Annotated in this window: 17 protein-coding genes and 2 pseudogenes; 11 read left to right on the top strand and 8 right to left on the bottom strand. The window is 69.7% G+C overall.

All coding sequences use genetic code 11. From position 1 onward, the window contains the following. The first annotated feature begins 234 nt into the window (after positions 1–234). Positions 235–1,812 (top strand): Na+/H+ antiporter, encoded by a 1,578-nt coding sequence (locus ACZ7OY_RS24860; protein ID WP_471913399.1) that lies wholly within the window; start codon positions 235–237, stop codon positions 1,810–1,812. A gap of 18 nt (positions 1,813–1,830) precedes the next feature. On the opposite strand, the gene ACZ7OY_RS24855 is transcribed toward ACZ7OY_RS24860, so the two are convergent. After that, positions 1,831–3,201 carry a hypothetical protein gene (locus ACZ7OY_RS24855; RefSeq protein WP_471913398.1) on the bottom strand — a complete coding sequence of 457 codons (1,371 nt, stop codon included), beginning with the start codon at positions 3,199–3,201 and terminating at the stop codon, positions 1,831–1,833. 878 nt (positions 3,202–4,079) lie between these two features. On the opposite strand from ACZ7OY_RS24855, the gene ACZ7OY_RS24850 reads away from it, so the two are divergent. The 3 genes from ACZ7OY_RS24850 (at position 4,080) to ACZ7OY_RS24840 (ending at position 5,863) form a co-directional block, all read left to right on the top strand. Further along, positions 4,080–4,889, top strand: a complete 810-nt coding sequence (locus ACZ7OY_RS24850) for an SDR family NAD(P)-dependent oxidoreductase (RefSeq protein ID WP_471913397.1) — start codon at positions 4,080–4,082, stop codon at positions 4,887–4,889. A gap of 31 nt (positions 4,890–4,920) precedes the next feature. Further along, a complete protein-coding gene (locus ACZ7OY_RS24845) occupies positions 4,921–4,998 on the top strand; it encodes a 50S ribosomal protein bL37 (RefSeq protein ID WP_471913475.1) in 78 nt (25 codons plus the stop codon). Positions 4,999–5,086: 88 nt separating this feature from the next. After that, entirely contained in the window at positions 5,087–5,863 is a 777-nt protein-coding gene (locus ACZ7OY_RS24840) for a GNAT family N-acetyltransferase (RefSeq protein ID WP_471913396.1), read from the top strand. Here ACZ7OY_RS24840 and ACZ7OY_RS24835 read toward each other — a convergent pair. Continuing rightward, positions 5,853–6,227, bottom strand: a complete 375-nt coding sequence (locus tag ACZ7OY_RS24835; RefSeq protein ID WP_471913395.1) for a hypothetical protein — start codon at positions 6,225–6,227, stop codon at positions 5,853–5,855. The genes ACZ7OY_RS24840 and ACZ7OY_RS24835 overlap by 11 nt on opposite strands. Positions 6,228–6,394: 167 nt before the next feature. On the opposite strand from ACZ7OY_RS24835, the gene ACZ7OY_RS24830 reads away from it, so the two are divergent. Then, positions 6,395–6,913 (top strand): hypothetical protein, encoded by a 519-nt coding sequence (locus tag ACZ7OY_RS24830; protein WP_471913394.1) that lies wholly within the window; start codon positions 6,395–6,397, stop codon positions 6,911–6,913. 483 nt (positions 6,914–7,396) lie between these two features. On the opposite strand, the gene ACZ7OY_RS24825 is transcribed toward ACZ7OY_RS24830, so the two are convergent. From ACZ7OY_RS24825 to ACZ7OY_RS24815, 3 genes are all read right to left on the bottom strand, one after another. Next, a complete protein-coding gene (locus ACZ7OY_RS24825; RefSeq protein ID WP_471913393.1) occupies positions 7,397–7,933 on the bottom strand; it encodes a DinB family protein in 537 nt (178 codons plus the stop codon). A 423-nt stretch (positions 7,934–8,356) separates the two neighbouring features. Continuing rightward, positions 8,357–8,785, bottom strand: a complete 429-nt coding sequence (locus ACZ7OY_RS24820; protein ID WP_471913392.1) for a VOC family protein — start codon at positions 8,783–8,785, stop codon at positions 8,357–8,359. Positions 8,786–9,188: 403 nt separating this feature from the next. After that, positions 9,189–11,051, bottom strand: a complete 1,863-nt coding sequence (locus ACZ7OY_RS24815; protein ID WP_471913391.1) for a glycosyltransferase family 2 protein — start codon at positions 11,049–11,051, stop codon at positions 9,189–9,191. Positions 11,052–11,329: 278 nt separating this feature from the next. Between ACZ7OY_RS24815 and ACZ7OY_RS24810 the strand changes: the two genes are divergently transcribed. The 4 genes and pseudogenes from ACZ7OY_RS24810 to ACZ7OY_RS24795 all read left to right on the top strand — a co-directional run bounded on the left by ACZ7OY_RS24810 (position 11,330) and on the right by ACZ7OY_RS24795 (position 13,741). Next, a complete protein-coding gene (locus tag ACZ7OY_RS24810) occupies positions 11,330–11,707 on the top strand; it encodes a ribosomal protein L7/L12 (protein ID WP_471913390.1) in 378 nt (125 codons plus the stop codon). A gap of 69 nt (positions 11,708–11,776) precedes the next feature. Next, a pseudogene (locus tag ACZ7OY_RS24805) lies at positions 11,777–12,035 on the top strand (haloacid dehalogenase); the annotation flags it as partial. A 320-nt stretch (positions 12,036–12,355) separates the two neighbouring features. Further along, a complete protein-coding gene (locus ACZ7OY_RS24800; protein ID WP_471913389.1) occupies positions 12,356–12,850 on the top strand; it encodes a GNAT family N-acetyltransferase in 495 nt (164 codons plus the stop codon). Positions 12,851–13,537: 687 nt separating this feature from the next. Next, on the top strand, positions 13,538–13,741 hold the full coding sequence (locus tag ACZ7OY_RS24795; protein WP_471913388.1) for a carbohydrate-binding protein: 204 nt from the start codon (positions 13,538–13,540) through the stop codon (positions 13,739–13,741). Positions 13,742–13,838: 97 nt separating this feature from the next. Here the strand turns inward: ACZ7OY_RS24795 and ACZ7OY_RS24790 are convergent, their stop codons facing one another. Continuing rightward, the gene (locus ACZ7OY_RS24790; protein ID WP_471913387.1) at positions 13,839–14,999 is read right to left on the bottom strand and encodes a hypothetical protein; all 1,161 of its coding nucleotides are present in this window, start codon (positions 14,997–14,999) and stop codon (positions 13,839–13,841) included. A 35-nt stretch (positions 15,000–15,034) separates the two neighbouring features. On the opposite strand from ACZ7OY_RS24790, the pseudogene ACZ7OY_RS24785 reads away from it, so the two are divergent. After that, positions 15,035–15,745: pseudogene (locus ACZ7OY_RS24785) on the top strand (NF041680 family putative transposase); the annotation flags it as partial. Positions 15,746–15,761: 16 nt separating this feature from the next. Here the strand turns inward: ACZ7OY_RS24785 and ACZ7OY_RS24780 are convergent. Together ACZ7OY_RS24780 and ACZ7OY_RS24775 are read right to left on the bottom strand one after the other, a co-directional pair. Next, positions 15,762–17,315 (bottom strand): alpha/beta hydrolase, encoded by a 1,554-nt coding sequence (locus ACZ7OY_RS24780; RefSeq protein WP_471913386.1) that lies wholly within the window; start codon positions 17,313–17,315, stop codon positions 15,762–15,764. A 340-nt stretch (positions 17,316–17,655) separates the two neighbouring features. Beyond that, complete coding sequence (locus ACZ7OY_RS24775) at positions 17,656–18,762, bottom strand: hypothetical protein (protein ID WP_471913385.1); 1,107 nt, start codon at positions 18,760–18,762, stop codon at positions 17,656–17,658. Positions 18,763–19,058: 296 nt separating this feature from the next. Between ACZ7OY_RS24775 and ACZ7OY_RS24770 the strand changes: the two genes are divergently transcribed. Then, a complete protein-coding gene (locus ACZ7OY_RS24770) occupies positions 19,059–19,766 on the top strand; it encodes an HAD family hydrolase (protein WP_471913384.1) in 708 nt (235 codons plus the stop codon). Positions 19,767–19,803 lie beyond the last annotated feature (37 nt).

Genomic DNA, 19,803 nt, shown 5'->3' with positions numbered 1-19,803 from the left:
TCCGCTCACTGATCCGACTCCCTCCGTGGAGAGGGGTTCCTGCCCTCAAGGAAGCCGCATCGCGGGGCGATCGACATGGCTGTTAGCGACTCCTTGGCGGCGCCTGCGAAGACATTGACAGTGCCTTGATGGGGCCCTCACCCGATAAGGTGACGGCAGGTGTGCCGGGAAGTCTGGTCGGCCGGGGGCCGGAGCGGCTTCCGCAATCCCCTTCACCCATTCCCGGGGGACGGCATGCGCAGCGTCGGTACGGTTCTCGCCCTTGTGGTCCTGGCCACGATGGTCGCCACCTTCGCGCGCCGTTGGCGCATACCCGCCCCTTCACTGCTGGTGGTCGCCGGTCTGGTGGTGGCGCTGCTGCCGGGCACGCCCCCGATCCAGATCAGCCCCGAGATCATCGGCCTGGTCGTGCTGCCGCCCCTGCTGTACGCGAGTGCCGAGGACATGCCCTGGCGGGAGCTGCGCGCGGTGTGGAAACCGGTCGGCGTGCTCGCCATAGGGCTGGTGCTCGCCTCCGCGGCGGCCGTCGCCGCGGTGGCCGCCTGGCTCACACCGCTGTCCTGGCAGATGGCCTGTGTGCTGGGCGCGGTGCTGGCCAGCACCGACCCGGTCGCGGTGACCGCGCTCGGCCGCAGGCTCGCCCTGCCGCCGCGGGTGCAGGTCCTCGTGCAGGCGGAGAGCCTGTTCAACGACGCCACCTCCCTGGTGCTGGTCCGGGTGGCGGCGGGCATCGCCATCGCCTCGGCCGCCGCCGACTGGAGCGCGGCGGGCGGCAAGTTCCTCGTGCTCGCGGGCGGCGGCACGGTGATCGGGGCAGCGGTGGCCACAGTGATCACGCTGATCCGGCGCCGCACCGAGGACCCGGTGCTGGAGACGGTGATCGCCCTGGTCACCCCCTACGCCGCCTACCTGCTCGCGGAGGTCGCGCACACCTCTGGAGTGACCTCCTGCGTGGTCGCCGGGGTGGTGCTCGGCGGCAGGGGTGACCGGCTCACCAACGCCCGTATCCGACTCCAGTTGCACGCCGTGTACGGCACGGTCGTCTTCCTCCTGGAGAGCGTGGTCTTCAGCCTGATCGGGCTGGCTCTCCCGGGGGAGGTGCGGGCGCTGTCCGACGGCGACGAATCCTGGCCGCTGTACGCCCTCGCAGTCGCCGCCACGCTCGTCGCCGTACGGCTGCTGTGGCTGGCGCCGCTGTCGGCGGTCGTGCACCGCAAGGGTGGGATCGGCCGCCTGAACTGGCGCCTGCCCATGGTCCTGACCTGGGCGGGCACCCGTGGGGTGATGCCACTGGCAGCCGCCCTGTCCATCCCCGAGGTCGCGAGGAACGGCACACCGCTCGCCGACCGCCCGCTGGTGCTGGTCCTGACCACATCGGTGGTGGTCGTCACCCTCGTCGTCCAGGGCTTCACCCTCGCTCCGGTCGTCCGCGCCTCCGGCATCGCCCTGGAGCCGGCCCACACCGCCCGGGAGGAGACCCAGGCCCGCTCCCGGCTCGCCCACGCCGGCCTCGCCCGCCTGGAGGAACTCGCGGAACTGGAGGTCGTGCCCGAGGTCGTCCTGGACCGGCTCCGCAGAGGGCTCAACGCCCGCCTCGACGACACCCGCGACCGCCTCGCGGCCGGCCACGGAACCGACGGCACGGCCGCCGAGTCCGCCGACCTCGTCTACCGCCAGCTCCGCCGTGACCTGATCGCCGTGGAGACGGAGGAACTCCAGCACCTCTACGACACGCACCACATCAGCGACACCACCCGCAGGCGCCTCCAACGCTCCCTTGACCTGGAGGAAGCCCGGCTCGCCGACGTCTGACCAGCGCGGAACGGTTCCTCAGCGGAACTCCGCCAGCCGTGGACGCAGCCCCAGCACGCCCAGAAGCACCGCCGCGCACAACAACCCGCCCACCCACGGAAGCACGTCGTGCACCGCCGAGCGGCCCTCGGCGACGGAGGACGTGAAGTGGGCGCGGTTGATGCCCGCCACTCGGTCCAGCGCGGCCGTCCACGCCCCGAAGTGCGCGTTGGAGGTACCCGGCTGCCAGTCCATGCAGAATTCCACCGCCTGGCGTTCCTGGCCGGCCGCGAGCAGCGCGCGAATCTTCCGGTCGTCCCGCTCGTAGACGGCGTACGTCTCCACGGTCCTCTCCGCCGCGGCCCGCTCGCCGGGGAAGGTGATGTTGTCCAGCTCGCGGCGGAACTCGCCGGTGAAGCGCAGATCGTGGTGGTCGCTCCGGTACGCCTGCCAGCTGGTGGCCAGTTCCGCGTCGTACGTCGACAGACTTGCGCCCTTCAGGCCGTACAGCGCCTGCGACTTGGCGAGGAACGAGCCCGCGTACTGCGCGCGGCGCTGCGGGTCGAGCAGATATCGGCTCTCGTCGGCGTTGGCGTCGTAGGCGATGGCTCGGGCGCGCGCGAGGGCGACGACCGAATCGAAGGCGTCGTGCCGCGCCACCCGCAGCCGGTCGGCGGACCCGGACAGCAACTGCGCGCCGAGTATCACCGCCAGCAGCGTGCACACCGTGGCTGCCAGCAGGCCCGGGTTGAGGATGCGCTGGAAGGTGCGGGCCAGGTACCACTGCAGGGCACCGAGCACGGCCAGCAGGAGCAGACCGACAGCGAGGACGGCGATGAGCTGCGAGAAGAGAGTGGAGCGGGCCGAGGCGTATTCGGCGTCGAAGTTCGAGTTGTTCGAGGCCACCAAGGTGCGGGCCGCGGGCAGGAGCCGGGTGCGCAACAGGTCCGTCGCCCGGCGGTAGTCGGCGAGGGCGGGAGGTTTGCCGCCGCGATGGCCGTCGTTCTCCAGGGCCCGGCCGATCAGTTCCTGGTACTCCGCGAAGTCATCGGTGAGCGACTCCACCGTCTTCTCGTCGGCCGTGCTGCCCTGCGCGGCGACGGAAAGGGTCCGCAGGTCATGTCCGATGTCGCGCCGGGCGCCGGCGTAGTGGCCGACGGCCTGCGTGTACGGCGTCCGCAGGCGTCCCTCTCCCGCGTCACCGCTCGACAGCAGGATGTTGGCGGCCTGGGCATCCATGTCGTTCAGGGCCAGGTCGAGGTCGGCGGCGCTGGTGGTGCGGGGGGCGTCGTTGTCGGCCACGCTGTTCCAGGTGCCGTTCATGGCCAGCCCGGCCACGAGCACCAGCGCGGCGAGGGCGGCGGCGAGCAGGACCGCGGCCGCGCGCAGAAGGCGCAGTCGCGCGGGCACGGATGCCCAGTAGCGGCGGCGCAGAGCGGCCCGCGCGGCCTCGGTCCGTCGCCTCGGGCGCAGCCCCGGACCCGGTCCGGCCGTCCGCGGATACCCTCGTCCCCGCGGTCCGGGGCTGCCCCCGGGGCGGGCGGCCACTTCACTCCGTGGCGGTGCTGTTTCCCTGGTCCGAGGACCCTTCGCTGATCCGGCCGTGAGAGTCACGGTCCCTCCAACGTCACCACCACGGACGGTCGCCCGTCCCCCGTTGGTGATCAGTCTGCGACCGGACTCAGGCAACGTCTGCGGACCTTGACGGTCCCCTGATGGTTCCTCAGCCTTGTTTGACGACGTCTTGACGGCCTCGGGCGCCCGAGTCGTCCGCGTGTCGGCCGTTCCCCTCCGCACGGGGAGGCAGCCACGCGCTTGAAAGCCCTCGGCCTCGTACTGATCCAGGCGGGCAAGAACGATCCCGGCGAACGATCTGTCTCTCGGAGGGGCCCGGCCGCCGTCCGCGTCGCGCCCGCCTGGCCGGCCGCGTCGTCAAATCCCCGTATGCAGACGTCAGAGCCCCGTCAGAAACGGGGATTTCGGCTTGCCCGGCGGATTCGGGGCGGCTTCCATGGACGACGTGAACAGCGCCTGGCTCCTGCTCGACCGGCCGCCGAGTCCCGCTCGGCCGTCCCGTCGCGCGCCGCGCTGACCGGAAGCGAACGCGACCCGCAGGCATCACGTCCCGCTGATGCCATCCCCCGCGGACGCTGCGTCTCCCCGATGCCGCCTTCCGTGACCGAGGGGCGCCGTGATCCGTTGCGGCGCCCCTCCTTCATCGTCCTCCCCGCACGTCCACCGCCCCTCGCCGGGGCGTGCTGCCGACGTGCCCGCACCCGGATGTGATCATGCCCGAATCCACCCTTTCGTCTCGCACCGTCCTCGTCACCGGCGCCACGTCCGGCATCGGCTACGAAACCGCCCGGCAGCTGGCCGAGCTCGGCGCCACCGTGCTGATGCACGGACCCACCGCCGAGGAGACCCAGGCCGCCGCCGACCGCCTGATCGCCACGTCCGACGTGAAGGCCGACCAACTGGACACCTACTGTGCCGACTTCGGCCGCCTCGAAGAGGTCGAGGCCCTTGCCGACCTGGTGATCGCCGCTCACCCGCATCTCGACGTGCTGGTGAACAACGCCGGCATGGCGGGCCCCGAACAGCACACCGTGACCGCCGACGGCAACGAGATCGCCTTCCAGGTCAACTTCCTCGCCCACTACCTGCTGACCCGCCGGCTGGAACCGGCGCTGACCAGCGACCCGGGCGGCCGCGTCGTCAACGTCTCCTCCTCCCTGCACCGCTCGGGGTCGATCCAGTGGGCCGACCCCAACCGTGCCCGCCGCTACTCGCGCCTCGCCGCCTACGCCCAGTCCCAGCTCGCCCTGACGGTGTTCACGGCCGACCCGCGCGTCACGGCCGTATCCGTGCACCCGGGCGTGTGCGACACCGCGCTGCTGCCGCTCTACGCCCACGAGGGCGTCACCGCGGCCGAGGGCGCCGCGCACGTGGTCCGGCTGTGCGACCCGGCGGTCGAGATCGTCAACGGCGCCTACTACGACCGCGACGCGCGGATGGAGCCGGCACCGGCCGCGAGGGAGGACCGCACGATCCGGCGCCTGAGCAGGCTCGCGGACCTGCTGGTCGGCCGCACCGCTTGAAAAACCCTTCCGAACCGAGGAGTTGACGAACATGTCGAAGCGCGCCCGCAAGAAGAGGGCCCGTCGCAGGAAAAAGGCCAACCACGGCGGCAAGGCCAACCAGGGCTGAACGAGCGGCCATGGGGCGGGCGACCGGGAGCAGCACTCCTGGTCGCCCGCCCGGTTCCTGTCCATCCCCCTACATCCGAGAGGTATTGATGATCGAGATCTCGACGCCGGACGCACGGGCGCTCGCACTCTGGTTGCCCACCAACTCCCCCGGTCCCGCCACGGTCGGCGAGCACGTCCTGGCCACGGGCATCGGCCGCTGGTGGGCCGACCGGCCCGTGCAGCCACGCACGGTCGCCGTCTCCTGCGCCGGACACGTCGTGCTGCGCGGCAGTGCCGAGGACCTCACGCCCGATCTCCTCGCCCCACTGGCCCGCCACCGCGTCGAGGCTCCGGCCCGCTTCCTCCCCGTCCTGCATGCCGCCTTCGAGCGGCTCACCCCGTGGGAGCGCATGGTCTGGACGCTGCAGACCCCGCCGCAGCCCGCTGCCGTCCACCACGCGGTGACCGTTCGGCGCCTCAATCCGACGGACTCCGGCGCCCTGCACGCCCTCGGCACGGACGCCTCCTGGCTCTCCGCGAGCTGGGGCGGACCGGCCGGCCTCGCCGCCTCCGGACACGCCTGGGCGGCGGTGGGCCGCACCGGCCGCATCCTGGCCGTGGCCTGCACCTACTTCCGTGGCACCGGTTACGAGGACGTGGCGGTGTACACCGTCCCCGACCGCCGACGCCATCACCTCGCCCTGGCCTGTGTCACCTCCCTGTGCGCGGACATCACCTCCCGCGGCCACACCCCGGGCTGGAACTGCTCGGTGCACAACCGCGCCAGCCGCCTCCTGGCCTGGACGGCCGGCTTCCGCCTGGTCCGCGAATACGTCCACTACGCGGCGGGGAGTCCGGTGTCACACCACCGGCTCAGCGCATAGCGAAGCACCCGACAAAGGAGCGCCCGTGTCCGGGAAGCCCCCTCTGCTCACCCTCCCGATCCTCGAAGGCCGCCACGAGCTCGCCATCACCCGGCTCAAACGCGAGGACGGCTCCCTCACCCTCCACTACCGGATCACACCGCCGCTTCCCGAGCCCGCCGGCGAATCCCTCGTCCTGCCGCTCCTCGAAGCCCTGGACGACCTCGGCACCGCATACGGCGACCTGGGCGACCCCTACGGCACGCACCCGGACGGCACACACCGACGGCAGCCTCACCGCCCAACCCTCCCTGCGTGCGGACGCGACCGGTCCGCAGGCCCGTATCACGTGACTACGCGGCGGCACGGAGACGTCGTACGACATGACACTGGGCATCCGGCCCTGACCCGGCACCCGGCTTCCTCCCCGAGGACACACCACGGAGGCCGGGGCCGGTACGCGTAAGGGTCCCGTCAGGATCGGCGGGGACGCGTCAGGACTCCGTCAGAGGCGGTCGCCGGACCGCCGCTGAGGCACCTAGCGTCAGCCACATGCGACGGAGCAGATCAGGAGGCTCGGCCGGCGATCGCCACTGGCGGAGCAGCGCCCGGCTCGCGGCGAGCTGCGCTCTGGCCTTCTGCGTGATGAGTTTCCTGATCGACTGGGATGCGGGAAGCCTGACGTCGCTCCGCGCCCTGCTCTGGTTCGTCCTGTCGACCGCAGTGTGCGCCGTGCTGCTGCCACCACGGGTGAGTGCAGGGCCCGGATGGCTGGCGGTCCGGAGCCTCTGGCGTCGGCGGGTCGTCCACACCGACGTCCTGGCGACCGCGTCGCAGTACGAGGGCGTCGCCTCCCACCTCGTCCTGCGGGACGTCCACGGTCACCGCCTGGAGCTCGACCCCCGTGTCCTTGCCGCCAATCCGCTGATCTGGCACGAACTCGACACGGGCGTACGTCGTTCCGCCGAGCGCGGCACCCTGCGCCACGGAGCTGACGTCCTGGAGCGACTCGGCCGGCGGATCGACGAGGAGACGACGCAGGCCGTCCTCAGGGTGTCCGGGCTCTCCTGATGGGGAGCGGTCCGCCGCAGGTCTGCGCAGCAGCCCCACCAGAGGCGGCCATGGAGGGCGCCGTGCACCTCCGCCCAGACCCCAGCCATGAGCCCGACCGTCCAGGTCACAGAGCCGCGCAATGGACTGCGCACCGATTGCGCAGCCATCGCTCATGACCAGGCACGGGGTGTTCGCCGATGCTCATGTGAGACCAATGGAGGCGGGCCGGCAGTACATCGGACAGCAGAGCACCGGCCGGTACGAGCACCGCCCGGCTTCGCCGGGATCAGCCCTGCCGACGCTCCGCGCCGTAGCCCGAAGAGCTGCGGTGTCCGGCTCTGTCGGACCTGAATCCGTGACGCTCTGCGTCGCGACCATCGGATTCGCTTCACCACCGGCCCGAAGCCCGATGCACTGCGCATGAGTTCCGGTGGCCGGCCAGTACGGCTGCGATCCGTCGCATGCTGTGCGCGGGCATGTTTCGTGGGGTGCGGCGGTCGGCTACTCGCCGGTGACGCCATCGATGGCCTCGCGGAGGAGATCCGCATGGCCCACGTGGCGGGCGTACTCCTCGATCACGTGCTCAAGGATGAACCGCACATCGGTGTCACCGAATTCCGGGTTCGGCACGATGCGCGCGAGGTCGACGGTCACCTTCGCGAATACCTGCCGCGACTCCTCGCATGCCTTGAGGTAGTCCTCGTAGACGTCCCTGGCCGACGTGGCGTCCGACTCGTCGTACCACTCGCCACCGTCAGCGGTGACGTAGGTCCGATAGGGAAAGAAGCGAGGCGTCGTGCCGGCCAACGTCCGCTGGAACCAGGCACGTTCAACCCCCTGCAGATGGCGCATGAGCCCCAGCAGGGTCAACGCCGAAGACCGCACAGGACGTAGCCGCAGTTGTTCATCCGAGAGCCCCTCGCACTTCCACAAGAAGGTCGCCCGGTGGTAATCGAGATTCGAGGCGATCACCTCCAGCCACGAGCCCGATGCTGCACGCTCAGGCCGGACGATCTTCTGGACCACAATGTCGCTCACGCAGGAGCCTCCTCACTCGTCATCAAGCCTGGTCGAGTTCGTACGTGCCCACGATCCGAGGACTGGGCGGCGCCTCTACCGGCACCTCACGAGCAGCCCCGCCCAAGAAGACCTCTCTTCGTAGCGGAACTCATCGCTCGATGCCGCCTCGGGAGTGGCCCTCCACGGCTGCAAGTGGCCAGCTATCGCTGCAAGTCACAGGTGACCTGAACGCAACCTGGCGAACCAATGCGGTCACAGCACTGGCGAGCGGTTCGAGTGGGGGCGCGCGTCCAGGACTGCCACCACCACGACTTGGGCACGTGATCTCCAAAATTACGCTGCCGCTCTCCGACATTGTCGACACCCCGGGAACGCCGGCGAAGTTCAAGCAGTTCGGGGCGAGTACGGGACCACCGAGCAGGCGGACGCGGTCATCCAGGTCTACGACCGCGGGAGCGGATGCCCGATCGCGGCCTGGTTCTGCGGTGCCAGGGTGCGCAGGACGTCGAACTCGTTGCCCTCGGGGTCTGCCATGACCACCCAATTTCGGTCCGAGCCCTGGCCTACATCCTTCGTGGTGGCGCCGAGGCCGAGCAATCGGGTCACCTCGTCCTCGGTGCTGCCGTCGATCGGGCTGACGTCGAGATGAAGCCGGTTCTTCACGGTCTTGCCCTCGGGCACCTGAATGAACTGCAGGGTGGGCGGCATCTGGCGGGCCCGAACATCCTCGACGGTCGGCACCCAGGAGCCGATCTCGACCTTGCCCTCGCTCCGGTCGATCACCTTGAAGTCCAAGACCTCGCACCAGAAGGCCGCGAGCATCTCCGGATCGTGGCAGTCAACGGTCAACTCGGTGAACCTACTTGTCATGACTCTCCCAGACCGTGCGGACAGGGCTCAGAGTATGCCGCCAGCGAAGAACAGATTCCGGGTACCGAGAGGCTTCACGCGTTGACCAGGTCGCCTACATCGGCGTGCTCGATGTCACCCGATCGTGCATCAGACATGACCAATCAGCAGAAGCCACTTGTGCGCCATGAGCTTGACAGCCGCACCCAGCATCCCTGGGGCTCTTGCTCCTACGAGTGATCGGAATCAACCCCTCGACAACGTAAGGAACTTGAACGCATGATGTCGGTCGGTCGGCTCGTGGTGTCGTGACGATCGGAGACCGCTGGACGCTCGGCAGGTCGGGATCAAGGCGGGGCTGCAGCGAGTGACGTGCGTGCGGCAGTCGGCCGGAGCCGGGCCCTTTGCAGCCGGTACCGGCCGTTCAGGCGGTACCGGGCCGTTCGCCTTCCGGGGTCCGAGCGGCGGACGGGCCGTAGTTCACGTCCCACACCCAGACTCCGCCGACCTGCGTGCCGTCCCGGCCCAGGAGCTGTTTCAGGGTCTCGTAGAGAGGCGGAGCGTTGAACCCGGGCGCGAGCACGACGACCCCCGCCTTCCAGTACGCCAGGTCTTCCTCGGCTTCGGTCTTCTGCTGCGGGCCGATCTCCGGGACTCTCCCGCTCGTGTACACGGTCCCGAGCAGCCGGTAGGTGGGGCGGGGATCCGGGTTGTAACCACCGGTGTGTTCGGGGCCGTTGGGGGCCATGAAGTAACCGCCCGGCATGGTGAAGGCCATGCGGGTCGCGGACTGCCAGTGCTGCGACTCGGTGGTGTACGCGTGGGCGAGCGGTACGGGGACGAGGGTCTGGCCCTCGTCGACGTACCGGCGCCATGTCCCGTGGGCGATGAAGTCGGGCACGGACGGACGGACGTTCGTGGGGTACGGAGTGGGCACGATAGGCAGCAGGGCCGCGGCGACGGCGGCGAGCCCCCACATCTTCAGCCGGAGATCGGACGTGGCCGCGAGGCGGTCCACCGTCAGCGCCACGAGCACGCCCAGCACGGGTGCACAGACCATGCCGAACCGGCTCTCGATGACCGACCCGAACAGGGGCAGCTCGGCGATCAGCCGCCACGGTCCCGACACGACGACGCCGGTGCCGGGGATCTCGATGCGTGACCCCATGGAGAGCACTGCCCCACCGATTGCGGTGCACACCAGCGCCTTGACCAGCGGCCGCCGCCACAGGCGGACGGCGATCGCGAGAGCGAGCGCGGCGAGCGGCCAGCCGTAGAAGGCATTCTGTTCGAGGCGGTTCACGGCGAACCGGTCCGCGATCGCCTGGTCGCCGGCCAGCGCTCGTCCGGAGAACTGCAGGAAGGAAAGCGGGCTGTTGACGACGGGGCCGTGCGGCACGTCCGTGTAGCTGCCCGGTCCGAAGAACTGGAAGTACAAGGGCCCTGCGACCAGCGGCAGGCACACGGCGAGCGCGATCGGCAGACCCTTTCCGAGGGACTTCACGGCGTCCCGCACGCGACCGCGGTCCGCCAGGGCGTACGCGATGGCGAACAGCAGCATTCCCACCGCGGCGAGCAGCAGCACCTCCTCGCCGATGAAGATCTGGTAGACGGTGAACAGGCCGAGCAACGCTCCGTCCCGTACGACCCGGTCACCCCGGCACAGGCAGAGCACCCGGTCGACAATCAGCGGGATCATGAAGAGCGCCGTGAAGTTGAGGTGGGCGTTGCCGTGACTGATCACCGGCGGGGCGAAGGCGGCGACTGCCGCGCCGACCGCGGCCGCGGGACGGCTGCGCACCGACCACCGGCGCAGCACCCAGTACCACGCGATGCCCGTCGCCGCGAGGCCGTAAGTCAGCAAGAGCGCGTAGGTCACGGTCGGCCCGAACGCCAGCGTGATCGGTGCGAGCGGCACGGTCAGGCCGAGCATGGCGGTGTTGGCCATCAGGTTCACCCCATCGGGGAACCCCTGGACGGTGGTGAAGAACGGGTTGTGGAGGTGCGCAAGGTTCTCGGCGGTGATCGCGATGAACCACTCGGCCTGGTTCTGGTCCCCTCCCGAGTCGGTCAGGTACTGGTGGGCCAGGTCGTGCCACAGGTTCACGTAGAGGAGTTGGGCGGCGAGGAGGAAAAACGTGACGACGGCGATGTCGAAGGGCCGGACAGCACGGGTGATGGGCCCGGCGATGCGTCGGAGCCGGCCCGGTGGTCGTTGCCCGGCGGTGGTGGCGGGTTCGGCGGTCACCACGGCGGTCTGGTCCGGCTGTCGTTCAACGGTGGCCATCGGCTCCTGCCTCTGAGTCAGTTCGCCCCGTCATAGGCGCTTTGGTCCCCCACGTCCGGCGTCGGACACCATAGGAGGCGACCGGCGCCGGATCGGCGAAGCGCGCCGTGGCGGTTACATCGTGTGCGCGGCCCGGCCACGCTGCATCCGACGCCGCACCGGCTGAAGACCGACGGGCCGCTCAGCTCCGAGCAGCCCGGTCATCGGCCCCCCGCAGCACGCATGAGGCCAGCGAGTCTCCTTCTCGTCATCTGACCGTTGCTCTAGGAGATGTGTCCATGGAAGAACCAGCGTTCACCGTACTGGTGACCGAATCCGGGAACGTGGGACAGAAGGCCTTGCAGGCAATCAGAGCGGTGACCGGACTGAGCCTGTGGCCGAGCAAGCTTCTACTGGACAGCGCCCCTGCGGAGGTTCTGGAGAAAGCGCCGCTCGAGACCGCCGTCCTCGCGGCCCGGCAACTGCAGGAGGCCGATGTGCCTACAGCCGTCCGCTGCACCTGGTGCAACAGGACGGTGCCCCGCGACGAGACGCTGCTCGACCCAACCCCCTGCGCATCCCAATACTGGCCGACCGCCCATTGCCAGGCGAACTCCCTGACCAGCTGCCATTGCGAGTTCTGCAGCACCTACGGGCCCACCGGCCTCACCCTCTGAGGCCGCATCGACGTCATCCTGCAGTGCAACGATCCTGCAGTGATGTCGCTGGCCACTGTGACGAACCTCCGCACGCAGGCAGGGCAGCTGGAGACGTTCGGCGAGGCAGATCCGTATCCCGATGTACGCGACACGCCTACCGCGCTGCGGGCCGACGCGCTGTGGCTGGACATCGCAGGGAACCAGACGGTGCGCGCGGGCCGGATCCTGCGCAAGCTGTTCAGCACAGAGGTCACCCTGATGGGCACGTCGAACAACTGGGGCGTCCAAGCCAGTGCCGGAGTTCATCCACCGTGTCGCCGAGGCGGTGCTGGCCCAGGCGAAGGAGCACCGGCCCCACCGACATCGACGACCACATCGACGACCACATCGACGCCCTCTACGGGACATCCAGGGAACTGTCTGTCGCGGCGCTTCTACGAGAGACTCCGCCCATGGCAGCACCCCTGCCCAACCTGCTGCCCGGCGTACCCTCAGCACCCATATGAACCGCACTGCCCTGGCTGGCATCCTCTACGTGTGTCGGCGTACTCGTGAAAGTGGCCCTAATACTCCTGCAGTAGCTCGTCATGTGCCCTGATCTTGAGGCTGTCTGCCGCTGGCGGAAACTCAGGTGGCCTCAGCGCACGCTCTGGATAGAGTTGGGCAATGCCCGAGCTGAAGCGGCTGCATGCCAGCCACGCCGCGGCGGTTTTGGCCTTCGAACTGGCGAACCGAACCTACTTCGCTGCCTCGATCTCCGACCGCGGCGACGACTTCTTCGACCAGTTCACCGACGGGTACAACGCCTCGCTGGCCGAGCAGGAGGCCGGCAGCTGCGCCTTCTACGTGCTCGTCGACGACAACGGCTCGGTACTCGGCAGGTTCAACCTGTACGACTTGGAGGACGGCACTGCCAGACTCGGCTACCGGGTCGCGGAGCGGGTCGCCGGCCGCGGCGTGGCAACCGCGACCGTCCGGGAACTGTGCCGGATTGCGGCAGCGCGGTACGGGATACGCACACTGCGTGCGGCCACCTCCCACGACAACGCCGCATCCCAAAGAGTCTTGACCAAGGCCGGGTTCGTCCCGATTATCCCTGCCACCCCGGCTGATCTCGGCGGCAAGTCAGGCACCTGGTACCAGCGCGACCTCCAGCCATAGACCTTGATCTCGCTCGTGGGTCGGCTGGGGGAACGTCAGAGGCTGCGTGGCCTGGTGAAGGCGGCGCGGTGGCCGCTGGCCAGTGCGCCGTGCGGCAGCCAGTGCACACCGTGGCCCAGACCCACCCTCGTCCACGGTCCACGAGGGCTGTTCCGCCGGAGAAGTAGAGGCCTCGGACTCGGGGTGGCCCTCGTGACCAGGACGGATGGCGATGCGTGATGTCCCCTCAGCAACGCTGGTGCGAGGACGAACACTGCCTCGGTTGCCGGGGCTCTTGTGTGAGACTCCGGAGCGGACCCACGATCGCCCTGGCCGTCGCAGGCAACACGGTGACGACCATGCTCGCCGGGCCCGTCACAAACGCCGCGTCCGGTAATTCGCCGTCGCCCGGCCGGGGTGGTCACAGGAGCACGCCTGGGGCCGCCTGGTGGCTCAAGAGCGGGCATCCTTGGCGCAGTCCTCGGCACGTCCGACCGCCTTGTCGGCGACGGGCCGCGCTCCTCAGTGGCCTGCCGGTCGTAGACGACGACCCAGGCCAACAGCAGCTGCACGTTCGCCACGGCGCGAGCAGCAAGGTCCACTAGTCGAAGGCGGCCGACATGACGGTCTCAGCCACGGCGGACGGGGCGTGGCTGAGGTCCACGGACACGCAAACTGGGCTCGGGTGTCTGGCAGTTCGGCGTCCAGGTGGCTGGTTCGCCGGACCCGGTGGAGATCCGCCTGGGCTCCCCGACGGGCCGCCTGGCCGGCACGGTCCACTTCACCGGCACGTCGTCGCCGTACGACTACGAGACGGTTTCGACGGACCTCGCGACTGCGACGAAGGGACGCACCGACGTGTACCTGATGCTGTCACAGGGGGTACGGGTGTCCACGTGCAGCCTGCGCTGACCCTCCGACCGCCCCACGCGAAACGGCGTTCCTCACCGGGAACGGTCCCGGTGAGGAACGCCATGCGTGCGGGCTCGGATCTGCCGGGCCTGAGCCTTCAGCCTCTGGGCCGAGCCGCCGAGTTGTCCGACCGGACGAGTTGCTCCACTTCGTAGATGTGGTACTCCCCGTAGCCGAACCGTTCGCCGAGCGCCTCGTACCGTTCGTACTGTCCCGGCGTGATCCGTGCGGACAGCGCCCGCAGGACCCGCAGGAGCAGTCGGAACCCGAGGTCCGGATCGACCCGGCCGACGACCTGTTCCAGCGCCGCCATGGCCTCCTCGGCCGGGATCGGCTGCCAGTGGGGGCTGACGGCGCTGCCTGCAACCGTGTGTGCCGCCTCCCGGACCTCGCGCATCGCAAGGTCAGCCAACTCCGTACGCGCGGGCGGCACTACGGCGGTGTACCCGGGGGCGACCTCCCGCAGCCGCTCCTCGCAGACGTCGGCGACCAGTCGCAGCCGGTCGCGGCCGTCGCCGCGCAGTGCTGCATCCGAGGCAGCGAGCCACAGCGTGGTGATCGTCGCGTCGGTCAGTGGGGAGTGCAGCAGTCGCAGTGCGTCCTCCAGGAGAAGGGCTGCCGCCGTGCCCGGAGACTGGCCGGGCTCGTCCGCGTCGGCCACTCGGCGGACCTCGCGCCGGGCGGTGCTCTCCCGCCAGTCCTGATGTGCGTTCCCCGCGAGCCGGGAGAGACCGAAGTCCCCTTCGGTGTCGCGGCACGTGGTGTCGATGGGCGGCCAGTCGACGGTGAGACCGTCTCGGACGACCGCGACCGGGTACCCAAGCCGCTCGCCGAGCTCGCGGAACCTGTCGTACCGCTCCTTCGAGACCTGTGCGGAGTAAACCTTCAGGGCCCGCAGGAGAAGCCGGAAGCCGACATCGGCGTCGGCCTTCGTGACTACCTGCTCCAGCCCCGCGGCGAGGTCCGGCAGCCCGGTGGCGCCGGTCAGTTCCGTGGCGAGCCCCCGGATCTCCGCCACGATCTCCCCGCACAGGCCTTCGTCCCGTACCGGCTGGACCGGCGGCGGGACGTAGGAGCGTCCGTTCTGCCGGAGGCGGTCCGTGGCCAGGTCGGAGACCGCCCGCAGCCAGGTGCGGACGTCCATGCCGTGACCGGCCGGATCGAAGGTCCGGCCGGTCACGGCCAGCCACACCGTGTGGAGGTCGCCCTCCGACAGCGGGCCGTCCAGCAGTCGACGGGCGTCCTCCCCCAGTTCCACGGCCTCCTCGCCGTCGGACCCGTCCGCCGCCCGGGCCACCCAAGCACGGCCCGAAATTCCGGTTCACCAAGGCGGAGACCTGACCCGAGCCCGCGACCACCACGGTCAATGACACCACCAACTACGGTAAGGCCGAGGCCCAGGCATGAGACGGGTCCACCCGAGGCTCGCCTACCGCTCCTCATGGCTCGATCACGACGGTGAACTGCCCTTTTTTGAAAAGACGTTGATGCGGCTACAGGTCGAGCATCCGTCGAAGAGGCGGGACGCTCCGCCGCTGCGGTGATGGTCCTCCAAGAGAGGTGCCACCCCGGACGGTGTGGACCACCTCTGGCAGGCATTTCTCCGCCGCTTCGACCTGGAGCACACCTACCGCTTCGCGAAGCAGACCCTCGGATGGACCACCCCGAAGCTCCACACTCCCGAGGCGGCGGACCATTGGACCTGGACCCTGATCGTCGCGCACACCCGACTCCGGCTCGCTCAGCTCCTCGCCGCGGACCTCCGTCGGCCCTGAGTGAAGCCGGCCACCTCCGACCGGCTCACCCCGGCCCGGGTCCGCCAGGAGGTTCAGCAACATCCGTGGTCGCCTCGCCTGCCCAGCCCGTATTCCCAAACCCCGAGGAGCCAGCCCCAGACGGCCACCCCGCGCCAAGAACATGCACCGGGCACCTCGCTACAGCGTCGACAAGACTGTCAAGCGCCCCGAGACCCTCAAGGCCATCGGCAAACCCGGTAGATCTTGGTACATGAAGAACAAGCTCAGGGCATGCTGCCCCGGCACACCGTCCCCGGGGCCGGGGTGCGGCCCGTGCGGAGGTAGTGGTCGACCCTCTCCGTGACGCAGCGGTTCTGCGGGTATGTGCCATGGCCCTCCTCCTCGGCCGTCAGGAGGACGCCGACGCCGTCGCCCAGGGCGCGGGCCATGTGGCGGGCGCCGGGATAGGGGGTGGTCGGGTCGCCGGTGCCGCCGACCACCAGGACGGGGGCCGCGCCGTCGGCGTTCACCTGGAGCGTGGCGCGCTCGCCGTCGAACGGCCAGTCGTAACAGAGGTAGACACCGGTGGACCAGGCCTCGCCGAAGACGGGTGAGGCGGTCTTGATGCGGGCCGCGTCGCTGTCAAGGCGTTCGAAGCCGGGGCGCAGGCTGGAGTCCGCGCAGGTGATCGCGGTCTGGGCTGCGATGCTGTTGTCGTGCGGGGTCGCCGCGCGGTCGGCGGAGCCGATGTCGTCCGCGCCTTTGCTCAGCGGACGGCCGTCGTTGTGGTCGATCAGCGCGGTGAGGGCCTTGGCAAGCGGCGCCCAGCCGTCTGTGCCGGAGTCGAGATGGTCGCTGACGGCGTACGCGAGGTCGTCCGCGTCGAGGGTCCTTCCTGCGCCGGCCGGGGCGGGCTTCTTCTTCAGGCGGTCGGCCAGGTGCGCCATGCGCCGCGCGGCCTCCTCGGGCCCGTTGCCGGTCGGGCAGTGGCGGATACGGGCCGCGCAGTGCGCGGCAAACCGGTCGAACGCCGCCTGGACCGCCTTGACCTGCGACACCTGCCTCTCGTCGAGGTCCTCGGTCGGATCGACGGGCGCCTCGAGGACGAGCCGTCCGACGTGGGACGGATACAGGTGGGCGTAGACCGCGCCGAGCGCCGTTCCGTACGAGACGCCGAAGTAGTGCAGCCGCTCGTCGCCGAGTAGATAGCGCATCAGGTCGAGGTCGCGCGCGGTGTGCGAGGTGCCGATGTACGGCAGGAGCGCCCCGGAGTGCTCGGCGCAGGCGTCGGCCCCGTCGTAGCCGGTGTCGTCCGCCGTCTTCCCGCAGCGCACGGGGATGGTCGCGCCGACGCCGCGCGGGTCGAAGGAAACCAGGTCGTAGCGGTCGAGGAGCGGCTCGTACTGGTTGAGGAATTCGGGCAGTCCGCTCACGCCGGACACGCCGGGGCCACCGAAGTTGAGAACGAGCGAGCCGATGCGCCGGGCGTTCGGGCCGGTGGCCTTACGGCGGACCAGGGCGACGTCGATCGTCTTGCCGTCGGGTTTCCGGTAGTCGAGGGGGGCCTTCATGGTGGCGCAGTCGTAGCCCGTGCGCGCGGTGGGCGGCGAGGTGCAGCCGGACCAGCGGAGGTGCTGGCCGGTGGTGAGCGCGGTGGGCAGACCGGCGGGCGGGTTGTTCGCGGTGAACTCCGTACGCGGCTCCGCACTCCGGCCGGGAGCGTCGTGCTGGAGCAAGGCGCCGATGGCCCCGACGGCGGCAAGGACGACCCCGGCGATGATGCACGCAACACCCGAGACGCCCGGTCTGCGGCTTCGTATCGGATGTGCGTCACTCATCGAAATCCCGCGCTCCCGCCCCTGGACGCCGGCCCCGTGCCCGCATGCCCGTACCCGTGATCGTCCGATCGTCGAATGCGTGCAGGATACAAGCCGCCTCCGACAGCACGGCCGGACGTCCGGCGTGCGATGTCCGGGGCGGCGGGCTCGTCACGACCAGTCAGCCAGTGTCAGCGACGCTTGAACACTGAGCCGAGTCCGGCACCTGGGTTCTGAGGCGGATTCGCGTGACACACCCTCTGCCCGTCACCACCGAAGTTGTGCCAGAACCGAGCTTGGACAGCAGATGTCGACCACTTCGAGAGACACGACAGTCAGGCGCTGTTCGATTGCCAGACGGCTAGAAGAAGTTGGCCGAGGCGCCCTGTGTGAGGTTCTCGACGATCGTGCGCAGCCACGGGCTGCGCACGGCTGGTAGCCGGACCAAGGTGTGCTGCAACGTTCCCCAGTCGGCCCGGAACAGGTAGTTGGGAAGCAGTGGGAGGGGGTCGTCGCGGAGTACATCTTGGGGTATGCGGCCTGACGCGGGGACCGGCAGGTAGGGCTGGGGAGAGACCAACCACAGCCACACTCCAAGAGGCAGGGGCACCAGGTATGCCGACGCAGCCGGGCCGGCGGGGGTCCAGGTCTGGCCTGTCTGGGGGTGGACCGGTACGAGGAGGATGTCGACGCCCGCGTCCGGGGAGGGCTGTCCTGGTCCGGCCAGGACGGCGCGCCGCTTCGGGGCGCCTGCGGGCAGCAGGGCGTCGAGCGCGCGTTGGAACATGTCCGCGGTCAGACCGCCCGGGACCTCCACCGGCTGCCCTTGGGAGGCAACCAGCAGGTGGGCGAGCGCATGGCCGGCTGCCGCCTCCCACTGCGGGCTCCACGACCAGTAGTGGTTCGGCCCCAGCGGTCCTCCCCAGGTGGCGATCGGCTCGAACGGAGGCGTTTTCTCCCCGTTCTCTGTCAGCTCCGGCCAGGAGAGGGGCGCAGCGTGGATACCGTCAACGGGGACGCGGTGCACGGCGTCCGGGCTGAGCCGCACTGCCTGCCAGAGCGAGCAGTCGTCGACCCTGGTCGCCACGGGGAGGTCGCATGCCTGGCAGGCCATGTTGGGCCCGTCGGCGCCGTCGAGGCCGCAGCAGGCACCGCCGCGTTTCTCAGGAATCAGCCGGGTTCCACGGATATCACCGGGCGCGATGACACTCGCCCCGGGCGTGCTGTCGGACAGGGCGTAGACCGGCGCGTAGATGCCGCGTGCCTCCGCTTCGCCCGGATCGATCTCGTCCCACCTCCGCCACGGCCCTCCCCAGGAGTCCGGGTCCACGGCAAACGTCCCGGACTCCATGAGCACCGGCAGCTGGGCCCCGTTCCCGTACTTCTGACGGGCATGGACCGGCAGTGAGACCTGGGTGAGCGAGGTGGTCAACTCGGCGCCGCATCCCGCACACACGAAAACGAACAAATGTCCTCCGCCTGACGAACAGACGCATCTTCGCAGGTCGCTGGCAGCCGGCCAACAGGATTTCTCATCCGACGCAGGAACGGCCGTCGAGCATCAACGCAGCGCGGACGAAGGGGTAGCCGCCTCCTCTGGCTGCGGCAAGCGACCCACTCGTCCCCGGCGAGAACCGGTAAGCCCACGTCCCACTTGTCCAGGACGTCATCGCACACGCCCGCAGCGAAGCGGTCGGTGCCGCTTCACCGCTTGGAGATCGATTCCACAGCGGCCGGAACCGCAGGGCCGATAGGGTTCCGGCCATGTCCTACTCCGCTGTGATCTTCGACTTCTTCGGCACGCTGACTCCGAGCACCCCTGCCGGGATCTGGGACGATCACGCAGCCCGCAGCGCGTCCCCGCTCGGGATTCCGATGCAGCAATGGCGCCGGGCACTGGACGAGTCCTTCCCGGAGCGAGCCACGGGAGCCCTGGGCGATCTGCGTCAGACGCTCCGCACACTGGCCCAGCGCTGCGGGTTCGATCCGGCCGATGACGCGCTGGCCGCGGCCACGGCAGCCAGGCTCGCCTCCCAGCGGGAGCTGTTCGTCTTCCGCGACGACGCACTCGACACCTTGGAGCAGCTTCGCAGCCGCGGCCTTCGGGTCGGGGTTCTCAGCGACTGCACGATCGAACTTGCGGAGACCTGGCCGACGCTGGTCATCGCTCCCCTGGTCGATGCGGTCGTGCTGTCCTGTCAGGAAGGCCGCAGGAAGCCGGATCCGGAGCTGTTCCGCCAGGTCGCCAGGGAACTGGAAACACCGACCAGTGAGTGCCTCTACGTCGGTGACGGCGGGGGTGACGAGCTGAGCGGCGCAGCCGGGCAAGGGATGACCGCGGTCATGCTGCGGGAGAGCGACTGGGCAGACAACGACGCGCACGCCCGCGAGGACAGCTGGCCGGGACCGTTCTTCACGACGCTGTCCAACGTCGTCTCCGCCGTCGGTGACCCGTCCCTGATCACCGCCTGAACGTCCTGCCCTGGGCCACATCACGGCGACCAAGCAG

Source organism: Streptomyces sp. NPDC107559, assembly GCF_055657365.1.
Note: the sequence above shows the minus strand (reverse complement) of the source record. Positions and strands in the feature narration are given on the sequence as shown.

Excerpts from the sequence above, each read along its gene's own strand:
- ACZ7OY_RS24850 (WP_471913397.1), top strand. The coding sequence starts at position 4,080 with ATGCCCGAATCCACCCTTTCGTCTCGCACCGTCCTCGTCACCGGCGCC.
- ACZ7OY_RS24815 (WP_471913391.1), bottom strand. The coding sequence starts at position 11,051 with ATGGCCACCGTTGAACGACAGCCGGACCAGACCGCCGTGGTGACCGCC.
- ACZ7OY_RS24820 (WP_471913392.1), bottom strand. The coding sequence starts at position 8,785 with ATGACAAGTAGGTTCACCGAGTTGACCGTTGACTGCCACGATCCGGAG.
- ACZ7OY_RS24860 (WP_471913399.1), top strand. The coding sequence starts at position 235 with ATGCGCAGCGTCGGTACGGTTCTCGCCCTTGTGGTCCTGGCCACGATG.
- ACZ7OY_RS24835 (WP_471913395.1), bottom strand. The coding sequence starts at position 6,227 with ATGTCGTACGACGTCTCCGTGCCGCCGCGTAGTCACGTGATACGGGCC.
- ACZ7OY_RS24845 (WP_471913475.1), top strand. The coding sequence starts at position 4,921 with ATGTCGAAGCGCGCCCGCAAGAAGAGGGCCCGTCGCAGGAAAAAGGCC.
- ACZ7OY_RS24800 (WP_471913389.1), top strand. The coding sequence starts at position 12,356 with ATGCCCGAGCTGAAGCGGCTGCATGCCAGCCACGCCGCGGCGGTTTTG.
- ACZ7OY_RS24770 (WP_471913384.1), top strand. The coding sequence starts at position 19,059 with ATGTCCTACTCCGCTGTGATCTTCGACTTCTTCGGCACGCTGACTCCG.
- ACZ7OY_RS24830 (WP_471913394.1), top strand. The coding sequence starts at position 6,395 with ATGCGACGGAGCAGATCAGGAGGCTCGGCCGGCGATCGCCACTGGCGG.
- ACZ7OY_RS24840 (WP_471913396.1), top strand. The coding sequence starts at position 5,087 with ATGATCGAGATCTCGACGCCGGACGCACGGGCGCTCGCACTCTGGTTG.
- ACZ7OY_RS24780 (WP_471913386.1), bottom strand. The coding sequence starts at position 17,315 with ATGAGTGACGCACATCCGATACGAAGCCGCAGACCGGGCGTCTCGGGT.
- ACZ7OY_RS24810 (WP_471913390.1), top strand. The coding sequence starts at position 11,330 with ATGGAAGAACCAGCGTTCACCGTACTGGTGACCGAATCCGGGAACGTG.